Origin of the sequence: Acinetobacter sp. SwsAc5 (genome assembly GCF_013391485.1) — a bacterium.
Lineage (GTDB): Bacteria > Pseudomonadota > Gammaproteobacteria > Pseudomonadales > Moraxellaceae > Acinetobacter > Acinetobacter towneri.
Genome location: NZ_JACAXD010000008.1, coordinates 118,437 through 131,683, shown reverse-complemented (window position 1 = coordinate 131,683; position 13,247 = coordinate 118,437). Strand labels below are relative to the sequence as shown.

Here is a 13,247-nt window from a genome sequence, read left to right as displayed (position 1 = left end):
AGTGACAGAGGCGTGCAATATCTTTCCATTCGTTATACCAATCGTTTAGAAGCAGCAAATTTACGAGCATCAGTCGGTACGACCGGTGATTCATACGATAATGCTTTGGCTGAAACGGTGAATGGCTTATACAAAACAGAGGTGATTGAATATTTAAAAGCGGATTGGCAAGGTTTAGCGGATGTACAACTTGCGACACTAAACTGGGTAGATTGGTTCAATAAAGAGCGTGTACACAGTGCACTGGGTTATGTATCACCTTTTGAGTTTGAAGCAATGTACTATGATAAGATTAACCCGTTAGGTCAGGTGGCCTAACTTAAATAAAAAAGTCTCCGACAAACCCGGTACGGTTCACTGCATATTTAATCAGTTATGTTATTTTGAGTTGGTTTGAAGAAATTAAAAACGAGTATCAACATGAAAAAGTTATATAGTGTTTTGGCTGTTTTAAGTGTGGCAACTTTAGCTGCGTGTAGTAATCAGCCTATCAATGAACAAACTCAGGTGCCACAGACCATGCAAAATTGTGTCCCAGAATCTGCTGCGCAGTTAGTTGGTAAAACAGGTTTGACTGAAACACAAATTAAAGCGCTTACCCGAGCTGAAATTGTGAGAATGGTTACACCAGGTCAGCCTGTAACAATGGATTATCGTATGAATCGAGTCACTGTGGTGGTCGATCCGAAAACTAAAATTATTATACAAGCTTCTTGCGGCTAAAAATTTTAAGAAATTTTCTCAATATTACCCTGAAAATTTGCTCTGATTTTCAGGGTTTTGCGTTTTAATCAGCCAATCACTCAAAATTAAAGGACTACAGTGTTAATATATCGGTTGTCATAAAATTTTAGATCAGGTCAGATAATGCACTTATTTATGTGTTTGAAAAATCAAGGAAATACACATTGATGCAAGCCTTGAATATATCGACACGCTTAGGTGGATTCTACTTTTTCTACTACGCAATTGTTGGGACGTTTTTGCCTTTTTGGAGCCTGTATTTAGAAGATCAGGGCTTTAATTATCAGGAAATTGGTGTTTTATCTTCTATTGCCATTTTAACGCGCTTTTTCGCGCCTTTTATTTGGGGATGGATTGCCGATAAATCAGGCAAACGGATGCTTTTGGTGCGCATCGCAACTTGGATGGAAGCCAGTATTTGGTTACTGATTTTTATTGTTCCGAATAGCTTTCAGTCTGTGGCATTACTCATGCTAATTTTTAGCTTTTTCCAAAACGCAATTTTGGCACAATTTGAAGGCGTGACTTTGTTTTGGTTGGGCGAGAAACGTGCGGAACTCTATGGCAAAGTGCGTAAATGGGGCTCTATAGGTTTTATTGTCGGGGTTTTTGGCATAGGTGCTATTTTGGAAATTATACCAATCTCCATGTTACCGATGTTGCTACTCAGTATTTCTTTACTGGCATTTCTATGGTCATTCAGTATTCAAGAACCAAGCTCCGCACCCATTGCACAAAAACAACTTGAACCCTTATTGCCTATTTTAAAGCGCCCAGTAGTCTATTCATTTTTTATAATTGAATTGATTTTACTGTTTTCGCATGCACCATTTTATAGTTTTTATAGTAATTTTTTAAGTCAGGCAGGATTTAGCACAAGTCAGATCGGTTTATTGTGGTCTGTCGGGGTGGTTGCTGAAATCATTATGTTTGCCTATGCGAGTTTGTTTTTAAAGCGTTGGTCTTGGCGTTCACTGGTTGCCGTATGTTTAATTTTAACAGGCTTACGTTGGGTGATAGTTGGTTTATTTCCATCCATATTTTTTGCACATTTTTTTGCACAAAGCATCCATGCCTTTAGTTTTGGATTATTTCATATCATTGCCATGCGGGTGATTTTTCAAAACTTTTCTGCAGGGCAACAAGGTCGTGGGCAAGCACTTTACAGTACCATGTGGGGTTTAGGTGTTGCACTGGGGAGTATTTTGGCAGGGCATTATTGGGATATTGTTTCAGGCGAATGGATTTTTATTTTTGCAGGATTATCTACACTCGTTGGTCTGTGTTTTATTTGGGGATTGCCAAAGCAATTAGAATCGCAGTCAATGTCGAGTGATACCAAAGCCTAGATTGGTGATTTTGCAGTGATACCGTTCTTTTATCAAAAATAGAAGCAAGCAAAGTTGGATGGGTATAGTTTGCTTGCTTCTTACTAATTGATTGCTACATTAAATACGGATTTTAGCGTATTGATGCCACCACGGTTGAGCCGTTTCAAGTTGTGCAGCCAGTTGTAAAAGCACATCTTCACGTGCAAAAGGCGCAATAAACTGCGAACCCAATGGTAAGTTATCTTTATTCCAATACAATGGCACAGACATTGCAGGCAGCCCAGTAATATTGGCAAGTTGAGTAAATGGCACCCATTTTAGGTTTTCTTTGACAATGCGATCGACCAATTTACCTTGCGCTAACCAATGTGCTTTACCTGCATGTAATAGTGTTTTTAAAATTGGTTTTTGCCATGCAGGAGTTTTAACTTCGCCATTTTTTGGTGCAACTGAGGCAGTTGCAGGGATGAGGTATAAATCATAACGCTCAAAGAATTGATTCATTTGCGCGACATATACCCCCCAATTATTCAAATTACGAATGTAATCTACTGACGTGGTTTTTGCGCCAAAGGCAGCCAAAGCCAAAGAGTCTAGCTCAAAATTATCGGAATGATTTGGCAGGCGAGTTTGAATTTCAGCAATTAAATAAGCAAATTGGCTAAACCATGTGGTAATGAAATCTTTGGCCAATTGCATGCCATCAATAGCAGGACGGTCTTCAACCACTTCATGCCCTAAAGATTCTAAAAGCTGTACGGTTTTTTGAATGGCATTGATGCTTTGGCTGAAACGGTGAATGGCTTATACAAAACAGAGGTGATTGAATATTTAAAAGCGGATTGGCAAGGTTTAGCGGATGTACAACTTGCGACACTAAACTGGGTAGATTGGTTCAATAAAGAGCGTGTACACAGTGCACTGGGTTATGTATCACCTTTTGAGTTTGAAGCAATGTACTATGATAAGATTAACCCGTTAGGTCAGGTGGCCTAACTTAAATAAAAAAGTCTCCGACAAACCCGGTACGGTTCACTGCATATTTAATCAGTTATGTTATTTTGAGTTGGTTTGAAGAAATTAAAAACGAGTATCAACATGAAAAAGTTATATAGTGTTTTGGCTGTTTTAAGTGTGGCAACTTTAGCTGCGTGTAGTAATCAGCCTATCAATGAACAAACTCAGGTGCCACAGACCATGCAAAATTGTGTCCCAGAATCTGCTGCGCAGTTAGTTGGTAAAACAGGTTTGACTGAAACACAAATTAAAGCGCTTACCCGAGCTGAAATTGTGAGAATGGTTACACCAGGTCAGCCTGTAACAATGGATTATCGTATGAATCGAGTCACTGTGGTGGTCGATCCGAAAACTAAAATTATTATACAAGCTTCTTGCGGCTAAAAATTTTAAGAAATTTTCTCAATATTACCCTGAAAATTTGCTCTGATTTTCAGGGTTTTGCGTTTTAATCAGCCAATCACTCAAAATTAAAGGACTACAGTGTTAATATATCGGTTGTCATAAAATTTTAGATCAGGTCAGATAATGCACTTATTTATGTGTTTGAAAAATCAAGGAAATACACATTGATGCAAGCCTTGAATATATCGACACGCTTAGGTGGATTCTACTTTTTCTACTACGCAATTGTTGGGACGTTTTTGCCTTTTTGGAGCCTGTATTTAGAAGATCAGGGCTTTAATTATCAGGAAATTGGTGTTTTATCTTCTATTGCCATTTTAACGCGCTTTTTCGCGCCTTTTATTTGGGGATGGATTGCCGATAAATCAGGCAAACGGATGCTTTTGGTGCGCATCGCAACTTGGATGGAAGCCAGTATTTGGTTACTGATTTTTATTGTTCCGAATAGCTTTCAGTCTGTGGCATTACTCATGCTAATTTTTAGCTTTTTCCAAAACGCAATTTTGGCACAATTTGAAGGCGTGACTTTGTTTTGGTTGGGCGAGAAACGTGCGGAACTCTATGGCAAAGTGCGTAAATGGGGCTCTATAGGTTTTATTGTCGGGGTTTTTGGCATAGGTGCTATTTTGGAAATTATACCAATCTCCATGTTACCGATGTTGCTACTCAGTATTTCTTTACTGGCATTTCTATGGTCATTCAGTATTCAAGAACCAAGCTCCGCACCCATTGCACAAAAACAACTTGAACCCTTATTGCCTATTTTAAAGCGCCCAGTAGTCTATTCATTTTTTATAATTGAATTGATTTTACTGTTTTCGCATGCACCATTTTATAGTTTTTATAGTAATTTTTTAAGTCAGGCAGGATTTAGCACAAGTCAGATCGGTTTATTGTGGTCTGTCGGGGTGGTTGCTGAAATCATTATGTTTGCCTATGCGAGTTTGTTTTTAAAGCGTTGGTCTTGGCGTTCACTGGTTGCCGTATGTTTAATTTTAACAGGCTTACGTTGGGTGATAGTTGGTTTATTTCCATCCATATTTTTTGCACATTTTTTTGCACAAAGCATCCATGCCTTTAGTTTTGGATTATTTCATATCATTGCCATGCGGGTGATTTTTCAAAACTTTTCTGCAGGGCAACAAGGTCGTGGGCAAGCACTTTACAGTACCATGTGGGGTTTAGGTGTTGCACTGGGGAGTATTTTGGCAGGGCATTATTGGGATATTGTTTCAGGCGAATGGATTTTTATTTTTGCAGGATTATCTACACTCGTTGGTCTGTGTTTTATTTGGGGATTGCCAAAGCAATTAGAATCGCAGTCAATGTCGAGTGATACCAAAGCCTAGATTGGTGATTTTGCAGTGATACCGTTCTTTTATCAAAAATAGAAGCAAGCAAAGTTGGATGGGTATAGTTTGCTTGCTTCTTACTAATTGATTGCTACATTAAATACGGATTTTAGCGTATTGATGCCACCACGGTTGAGCCGTTTCAAGTTGTGCAGCCAGTTGTAAAAGCACATCTTCACGTGCAAAAGGCGCAATAAACTGCGAACCCAATGGTAAGTTATCTTTATTCCAATACAATGGCACAGACATTGCAGGCAGCCCAGTAATATTGGCAAGTTGAGTAAATGGCACCCATTTTAGGTTTTCTTTGACAATGCGATCGACCAATTTACCTTGCGCTAACCAATGTGCTTTACCTGCATGTAATAGTGTTTTTAAAATTGGTTTTTGCCATGCAGGAGTTTTAACTTCGCCATTTTTTGGTGCAACTGAGGCAGTTGCAGGGATGAGGTATAAATCATAACGCTCAAAGAATTGATTCATTTGCGCGACATATACCCCCCAATTATTCAAATTACGAATGTAATCTACTGACGTGGTTTTTGCGCCAAAGGCAGCCAAAGCCAAAGAGTCTAGCTCAAAATTATCGGAATGATTTGGCAGGCGAGTTTGAATTTCAGCAATTAAATAAGCAAATTGGCTAAACCATGTGGTAATGAAATCTTTGGCCAATTGCATGCCATCAATAGCAGGACGGTCTTCAACCACTTCATGCCCTAAAGATTCTAAAAGCTGTACGGTTTTTTGAATGGCATTGATGGCATCTTGTGAAACAGCTGTACCAATCGGAGATTGGGTCGAATATGCGATTCTTAATTTTTTTGGCGCTTGCTGAATTGCATCTAAATAACTGCGTTCAGGAGCTTCAATTTTGAAAAGTGAATGACCATCTGCGCCATGCGTTGCATCGAGCATTGCCGCACTGTCACGTACACTTTTACTTAAAATATGTTGCATCGCTGCACCATGCATGGCTTCACTGAGTTGTGGCCCCCACGGGGTGCGTCCACGACTTGGTTTTAAACCAAACAAACCACAGTAAGACGCAGGAATACGAATTGAACCACCGCCATCACTTGCCCCTGCAATCGGCACAATACCTGCCGCAACTGCAGACGCAGAACCACCAGAAGAACCACCACTATTGTGTTTCAAATTCCATGGATTTTTACATACACCCCAAGCATCTGGCTCGGTTATCCCTTTAATCCCAAATTCAGGCGTGTTGGTACGTCCAAAGGTAACGATTCCGCTATTTTCCCAACGATTTACAATTTCTGCATTTTGTTCTGCAAGATGATGCGCACGTTTTAAACCCTGACAACCAAATGAAGTCGGATAGCCTGCATATTGTTGAAATAAGTCTTTGACTAAAAAGGGCACACCTGCAAATGGGCCTGTTAATTTTGTTTGTGTGCGCTGCCGTGCATGTTCATGCATAGGAATAATAATGGCATTTAATTGTGGATTGGTTTGTTCAGCACGTTGTAACGCAATATCTAATAATTCTGAGGCCTGAACATCCTTTTTGGCAACGAGCTCTGCCAAGCCTAAAGCATCATATTGGAGGTATTCTGCAAGTTTCATTTCAATCCTGAAAATCTGTATTGTCAAATTGATGTTGTATGCTATTTTTGTTTAAGAAGCAAGAATGACCCGATTACGACCTTGCATTTTTGCCTGATATAGCGCCTGATCTGCCTGAATAATTAAATCTTGTAAAGGGAGATTGGTGGGTAAGTGTGTATGTGACACGCCCATGCTTACTGTAAAATGAATGGGTTCAAGGTTTTCTAAATTTAACGCTTGATGTTCAATACACATACGAATACGTTCTGCAATGCGTTGAGTTTTATTTAAGTTATTATTGTTCAGCAAAATAATGAACTCTTCACCACCAATGCGACAAAATAAATCGTGATCACGTAAATTGCTTTTAACGATGTTAGAGAGATGTTGCAAAGCACGGTCACCGACATAATGCCCATATTGATCATTCATTTTTTTAAAATCGTCGATATCTAACATAATTAAAGACAATGAATGATTGTTTTTATGCTTTAAAGCTTTTTCACTTAACTGAGTAAAACTACGGCGGTTCAGTGTTTCGGTTAAACTGTCATGATTTGCCAAATACAATACTTCTCTATACAACTGATTTCGGTTTTGGCTAATCACACATAAAATTAACGTGGCAAGACCTAAAATAATTAAACCCACACGAATAGAAATAATGGTGGTTAAATAACTCGAATTCACTTGATCTATAAACAAGCCTGTGACGCTGTGATACAGAGTTAAACAGACCAAGCTATTAATCAGTGCCAAATTAAAAAGTTGATAGCTGGCAGCTGCCCAAATTAATGCAGCCAATGGATACAACAATGCACCTGGTCCATAAAAAATATGGGTGCAGGCGATAGAGATCAGTAATGCAAAAAAGGGCAAGATATCCTGAATTTGAGTTTCTTTAGCATATTGATTATTTATAAGTTTTTTGAATTTAGACCAGCCTGGGGCAGCCAAAATTAAAGGTAAGACAATTACCGCATTTAAAATTTCACCAGACCACCAAGTAAAAAAATCAATCCAACGATTTTCTTTTAACATAAAGGTGTGCGGCAAATTTGGCAGCAGAAGAATGGCAAATAAAGCCCCAAAGAAACAGCCTAAAGTTACAGCAATAATATGTGGATATAGCTCTGACACATTATTATTGCTCGCTGGAAGTTTAGCGCGGGCAAAATTAAAGAAAAACAACCCACTAAAAACAGCTACAAAGTTGGAAAGCGTTAAACCTAGCGTCATCAGGAAAGTATTGTCTGTGACCAAATCGGCGCCCATATAGCCAAAAAAAGCACCCAAAATTCCACCAAAACTTTTTAAAGATGGAAAGCGAATGAGTAGCCCCAACAAGAGGGCGTTGCTTGGCCAAAAAAAAGAAAAGTAGCTAAGTGGGCGAGTAAAAATACCCAATAAACAAGCAAAAAATACCACAACGGCTAGCAGTCCAAAGGCAAATATTTGCTTTTGAGTCGAAGATATAGTTTGCGGTATGCTAAAGTTTTGCAAATACTAAACTCACTTTTGCAATGGGTTGATAATTAAGAAAAAAACTTGAATGAGTGTGACGTTCACAACAGAAAGGCGATCATATCAAATAACCATTACCTACAAAGTCGATTAAATGTAAACTAAGTCACATTTTCGTTAAATAAAATTGTTGTCTTATGTTTATGCTTGCAGATTTGGATTAAAAATATGCTAAGTTGTCTAAACGGTTTATATCTTTAAATAAATGTATGAAAAAAATATATCTAACCACAGTTTTAAGCTTATGTTCTGTCTGCGCGATTGCGAATGAAAATACAACAATAGATTCAGCCAAGTTAACGCCAGTAGCAGCAGAAACGACCAATAAATTTCGTGTGGTGACCCGTCCAGAAATTGTGGGGCTGTGGGGCATGCAAATCCCAAATAATCGTAAATGTATTGAATATTACAACTTTAAAAGTAATAGCGATGTGGTGATTAAAAGCGGTCAAGAATGGTCTGCAGGTGTATATGATTATCAACCTTCACAAGACCCTGCAAATTCGTTACCGGCTTTAATTTTGCAAGTTAAATATGACAATAATGAAGTGGATTGTTCTGGATATCAGGAAGACCAAACAGGGGACATTTCACAATATTTTGTAAAATGGAAAAATGCGCACACCATTAATTTCTGTAGTAATGAAAAAGCAGAACAATGTTTTGCGACGTTGTACCGCGTCCTGCCTTAAACTTTTCATTATTTGGTCTATTAGAGATCTTTTATAAACTCGTACCCCTCATCCTGTAGCGCGTGTATTGATCATCTAGAGCGCTAAAGCACAAAAGTAGTGAATTTCAATCTTTCATTAGACGAATTATTGATGATCATTTTTCGAATCCAGAATCAATTAACAAGAGCGACACATTTTAGTGAGTTGAAAAGTTAGGTGAATTCTTAGAATCATTAGACTTTTTCAACCGGCAATGACCTTATTACATAAATTTGGAGCAAGCTGTGATTTAAAGGTTTGAGGAAATTTAAATATAATTAAAACATAGTGTTAGATATTTGTTTCAACAAAGCTCTTACAAATAAGACTTTATTTTCTCTTATTCATATACGAGTGTACGAGTGCATTTTAATTTAATGAAAATTTTATCGTCTTGCTGAAAATAAAAACGGCTACTGAGCCATGCAAGCATTTTGCGACACATGGCTCAGCAATAAATCCATAATTATGCCTCGTCAATTTCTAAAGGATTTAGACTTTGGACAGAACTTGCTTTAAATGGTGCAGCAATTTGCTTTAAATCTGAACCCGATGGGGCTTGATACACTTTTAAGCCAAACTCCGGAATAATTGCCAGCAAATGATCAAAAATATCGGATTGAATACTTTCATATTCTTTCCATGCAGTGGTTTTGGTAAAGGCATAAATTTCTAGTGGTAAACCTTCACTGCTTGGCTGTAGTTGACGAATAATCAATGACTGAGATTGATTAATACCTGGATGTTGTTTCAGATAAAACTCAACATAGGCGCGGAAAGTCCCTAAATTGGTTAAACGGCGTTGGTTGTATTGTGATTGATTTGCTAACTGCTGATTAAACTGCTCAATTTCTTCATTTTTGCTATGTAAATATTGATCCAATAACAAAAACTCTTTAAGTTTGCTTTGTTCATGTTCAGTCATAAAGTGCACAGAACTTTGATCAATTAAAATGGCACGTTTAATACGTCGGGCACCAGCTTCCTGCATGCCACGCCAGTTTTTAAAGGTATCGGTAATGAGTTTATTGGTTGGAATAGTGGTCAGGGTTTTATCCCAGTTTTGCACGGTGACTGTATGTAATGACATATCAATGACATCACCATCGGCATTTAAAGAAGGCATTTCAATCCAGTCACCAATCCGTACCATATCGTAGGAAGAAATTTGTACCGAAGCCACTAGAGATAAAATGGTATTTTGGAAAACCAACATCAAAACAGCAGCCATCGCACCAAAACCTGCGAGTAAGGTAAACACATCTTTTTTCAGGAAAGTGCCTAAAATCATGAGGGCACAGACCACATAAATAATGAGTTTAACTAACTGCAAATAGCCCTTAATTGGCTTGTTGCGTGACTTAGGGTTGCGTTGATAGAACAGGTTAAAAATATTTAAAAATTCAGAAATTGCCAATGCAATGGTCAGGAATATAAAGGCTTGCGCACCCATTTGCACAAAGCTTTCTACTTTATCTGACAAATGCGGTACGGTGGTGATGCCGTTCATAATCACGACAGCTGGGACAATGTTGGCAATACGTCGGATGACACTATGCTGTGAAATAATTTCACTATTGGCAAAGGTCATTTTAGAAATCAGTTTGCGAATCCCGCGCACTACAATTTGCTTGGCAATAAAGTTGGCTAAAATTGCCAGTAGAATCACAATACTGAGTGAGGTCAGCATTTCTAACCAAGGGTATTGGTTATACCATTCCTGAATATTTTGAATAAAATTAAATTCTTGCAAAAGGTCCTCGCTTTAAGGTTGCTGATTTTCGTCTGCACGGCACTTAGAATTTTGGCCTGCAATTCACCTTAATTCTTCATTGATGTATGAAATTGTTAGATAGTGTATCGACTAAAGTTTAAATTTGAAGGCTGAGTAACTTTTTGCTACATTTCAATTATTTGTTTTTACTGAAAGTTTTCAATCAAGTTGCAGTCATAATAAAAAAGCCAGTACAGATACTGGCTTTGAATAGATACCTAGCATAAATATTTGCATAAATACTTGCGTGATCTACCACATTAAATCATCTGGAATCACATAGGCTGCGTATGGATCTTCTTCATCTGTCGTGGCTTCATTTTTCTCGGCATTATTGACAATAATAAAGCCTTCCATTTTGCTATTAATACGTTCAGCTAAAGCTTTAGGCAGGAACGCATAACTGTCATTTTCTTTGGCAATCACCAAACTACCTGCCACGAGTGCATTGTAAATTTGTTGATTGATATACACTTTTTTAATCTTGCCATCTAAAAACTGATAAGCCACTTCACCATCGGTATCACGAATTTTATGCTGCTGAATCATTTGCATAATTGCTGCTTTCAGTTCTTTTTCCTGTAAAGCGGCTTTCTTTTCTTGCTCAATAGCTTGGTCTTTGGCGAGTTTTTCTTGCTGTGCCTGTGCAATTTTGGCTTTCACTTCAGCATCTTTACTTTCACCTGTGCGCTGTTCGTGTAAGGTTTGTTTAGACAGTTTTTTTGCTTTTTTATTATCCACTAAACCCGCTTTGAGCAATTGTGCCTGTAGTGCATTTTTAACCATGATAATTTCCGAAACTTAATGTTGAAGATGTCGATAGCGAAAATAAATAATCCAATACACCAAACTCAAACTTAGGCTGAGTCCTGCAGGTACCAGAAAAGAATTCAGTTTAAATATAGGATAAATGGCTGCAGCGAGTAATCCACCCACAAAGAAACCAATTAAAATCAGTAGGTGTAAAACAATACGTCTTTTTTCAACTTGTAAGCCCCGCACTCGATAACCGAGGGCTAAGCCTAAATCGGTCAATACCCCAGATAAATGTGTGGTGCGGATGATGGTGCCTTTATAGTAGCTGATCATGGCATTTTGTATGCCCATGGCAACTGACGCCCAAAGCAGGGCATAACGTGGGAAATAAGGCAATAATACCCAGCAGATTAAAATAAAAAAAGCCACCAAACTCATGGGAAAACCATAGCGACGCCCTAAGCGAAAATTGCTATTTCCTAAAATGACGCCGCTATAAAATGAGCCAATCACATAGCACAAAATCACCAGAAACAAGAAAATCATGGCTTCTGGTTTCCAGTCGATTAGCGCCATCGCCAAGATACTAACGTTACCAGTCATGTGCGAAACGGACTGGTGCAATACGGTCACCAATCCGAGTACGTTAATAATTCCAGCATTGACGGCTAGAAAAAAAGCACCAAATTGCACCCAAAGGGGTAAAGTTTGAAAAGGCATAATGGATGATTGCGTAAGTTTCCTAACGCATTGTATCTTAACTCAAACCACGGTCAACCGCAGTAGTAAATAGCACATCGGTAGATGAGTTAAGTGCAGTTTCGGTTGAATCTTGCAATACGCTAATGACCATACCAATTGCAACAACTTGCATGGCAATATCTGAAGAAATACCAAATAAGCCACACGCTACAGGAATCAGCAGTAACGAGCCGCCCGCAACGCCTGAAGCACCACAGGCCGACACCGTTGCAACCACAGATAAAATCAGCATGGTGCTAAAATCGACAGAAATTCCTAAAGTATTTACCGCAGCTAAGGTCAAAACGGTAATGGTGACCGATGCGCCTGCCATGTTAATTACTGCACCTAACGGAATTGCAACACTCGCGGTTGATTCCTGTACGCCTAAACGCTTGGCTAAGTCTAAATTGACAGGGATATTGGCTGCAGAACTACGGGTAAAGAAAGCAGTAATGCCACTTTCGCGTAAGCATTGAAAAACTAAAGGATAAGGATTGCTGCGGGTCACAAATGCCACCATGATTGGGTTGATGACCAACGCGACAAAGAACATCGTACCTAACAAGACTGCCAATAATTGAGCATAACTGGCTAAGGTGCTCAAGCCTGCATCGGCAAATGTCACGGCAACCAAGCCAAAAATACCGAAAGGCGCAAAGTTAATCACCAAGCGAATAACGCGATTGACTGCATTGGCTGCATCATTCAACAATGCTTTGGTGGACTCTGTAGCATGGCGGAAGGCAATCCCTAAAGCCACAGCCCAAGCCAAAATACCAATAAAGTTGGCTTCGGCAATGGCAACTACAGGGTTAGCAACAAAACTAAGTAAAAGGTTTTTCAAAATTTCAGCAAGACTACCCGGCGGTGTTAAATCTGCCTGTGTCGCAACATCTAAAAATAATGTACTTGGGAAAAGTGAGCTTGCAATGACCGCACTGAGCGCAGCCAAGAACATACCAATCGCATACATCAGCATAATCGGTTTGATATAAGCATTGCTGCTTCCAATTTTAAAATTGGCAATGGATGCCATGACCAAAATAAACACTAAAATTGGCGCAACAGACTTTAGGGCTTTAATAAATAAATCACCCAAAAGGCTTAAATAAGGCGCAGATTCTGGAAATAAAATTGCAACAGCCACACCGAGTACAATTGCAATCATAATTCGGGAGACTAAGCTCAAACGCAAAAAAGCTGAAAACATACGAAAACAAGGTTAAAGAAAAGCGGCTATTTTATACTGAAATATCCATGTGCTTAAAAATAATTTTTATATAAAAATTAAGTCTATATTTTTAAAAGTGATATTTAT

Annotated in this window: 10 protein-coding genes and 4 pseudogenes; 7 read left to right on the top strand and 7 right to left on the bottom strand. The window is 38.6% G+C overall.

Annotation, left to right across the window (positions count from 1 at the left end):
• The 3 genes and pseudogenes from HYG89_RS06720 to HYG89_RS06710 form a co-directional block, all read left to right on the top strand.
• The coding region (locus tag HYG89_RS06720) for an integrase core domain-containing protein (protein WP_178866775.1) at window positions 1-318 on the top strand (318 nt) is incomplete at its 5' end.
• Between the two features lie 204 nt (window positions 319-522).
• Window positions 523-723 (top strand): annotated as a pseudogene (locus HYG89_RS06715) (I78 family peptidase inhibitor); the annotation flags it as partial.
• A gap of 188 nt (window positions 724-911) precedes the next feature.
• Window positions 912-2,093: an MFS transporter gene (locus HYG89_RS06710; protein ID WP_004973484.1), complete on the top strand. Its 1,182-nt coding sequence runs from the start codon at window positions 912-914 to the stop codon at window positions 2,091-2,093.
• Window positions 2,094-2,192: 99 nt separating this feature from the next.
• Here HYG89_RS06710 and HYG89_RS06705 read toward each other — a convergent pair.
• Window positions 2,193-2,858, bottom strand: a pseudogene (locus tag HYG89_RS06705) (amidase family protein); the annotation flags it as partial.
• Between HYG89_RS06705 and HYG89_RS06700 the strand changes: the two are divergent.
• The 3 genes and pseudogenes from HYG89_RS06700 to HYG89_RS06690 all read left to right on the top strand — a co-directional run.
• Window positions 2,853-3,071: pseudogene (locus HYG89_RS06700) on the top strand (integrase core domain-containing protein); the annotation flags it as partial. The pseudogenes HYG89_RS06705 and HYG89_RS06700 overlap by 6 nt on opposite strands.
• Before the next feature lie 204 nt (window positions 3,072-3,275).
• Window positions 3,276-3,476 (top strand): annotated as a pseudogene (locus tag HYG89_RS06695) (I78 family peptidase inhibitor); the annotation flags it as partial.
• A 188-nt stretch (window positions 3,477-3,664) separates the two neighbouring features.
• Window positions 3,665-4,846, top strand: a complete 1,182-nt coding sequence (locus HYG89_RS06690; protein WP_004973484.1) for an MFS transporter — start codon at window positions 3,665-3,667, stop codon at window positions 4,844-4,846.
• Between the two features lie 99 nt (window positions 4,847-4,945).
• Here the strand turns inward: HYG89_RS06690 and HYG89_RS06685 are convergent, their stop codons facing one another.
• Both HYG89_RS06685 and HYG89_RS06680 read right to left on the bottom strand, forming a co-directional pair.
• The gene (locus tag HYG89_RS06685) at window positions 4,946-6,436 is read right to left on the bottom strand and encodes an amidase (RefSeq protein ID WP_178866772.1); all 1,491 of its coding nucleotides are present in this window, start codon (window positions 6,434-6,436) and stop codon (window positions 4,946-4,948) included.
• A gap of 51 nt (window positions 6,437-6,487) precedes the next feature.
• Window positions 6,488-7,921 (bottom strand): GGDEF domain-containing protein, encoded by a 1,434-nt coding sequence (locus HYG89_RS06680; protein ID WP_218644926.1) that lies wholly within the window; start codon window positions 7,919-7,921, stop codon window positions 6,488-6,490.
• 230 nt (window positions 7,922-8,151) lie between these two features.
• Here HYG89_RS06680 and HYG89_RS06675 point away from each other — a divergent pair, with 230 nt between their 5' ends.
• A complete protein-coding gene (locus HYG89_RS06675; protein ID WP_004973490.1) occupies window positions 8,152-8,634 on the top strand; it encodes a hypothetical protein in 483 nt (160 codons plus the stop codon).
• A gap of 487 nt (window positions 8,635-9,121) precedes the next feature.
• On the opposite strand, the gene HYG89_RS06670 is transcribed toward HYG89_RS06675, so the two are convergent.
• From HYG89_RS06670 to sstT, 4 genes are all read right to left on the bottom strand, one after another.
• Window positions 9,122-10,408, bottom strand: a complete 1,287-nt coding sequence (locus tag HYG89_RS06670) for a mechanosensitive ion channel family protein (RefSeq protein ID WP_096901601.1) — start codon at window positions 10,406-10,408, stop codon at window positions 9,122-9,124.
• A gap of 273 nt (window positions 10,409-10,681) precedes the next feature.
• Window positions 10,682-11,215: a DUF2058 domain-containing protein gene (locus tag HYG89_RS06665; RefSeq protein ID WP_004973493.1), complete on the bottom strand. Its 534-nt coding sequence runs from the start codon at window positions 11,213-11,215 to the stop codon at window positions 10,682-10,684.
• A 15-nt stretch (window positions 11,216-11,230) separates the two neighbouring features.
• Window positions 11,231-11,905 carry a YoaK family protein gene (locus HYG89_RS06660; RefSeq protein WP_178866768.1) on the bottom strand — a complete coding sequence of 225 codons (675 nt, stop codon included), beginning with the start codon at window positions 11,903-11,905 and terminating at the stop codon, window positions 11,231-11,233.
• A 37-nt stretch (window positions 11,906-11,942) separates the two neighbouring features.
• Complete coding sequence (gene sstT, locus HYG89_RS06655; RefSeq protein WP_167846027.1) at window positions 11,943-13,139, bottom strand: serine/threonine transporter SstT; 1,197 nt, start codon at window positions 13,137-13,139, stop codon at window positions 11,943-11,945.
• Between the last annotated feature and the right edge of the window lie 108 nt (window positions 13,140-13,247).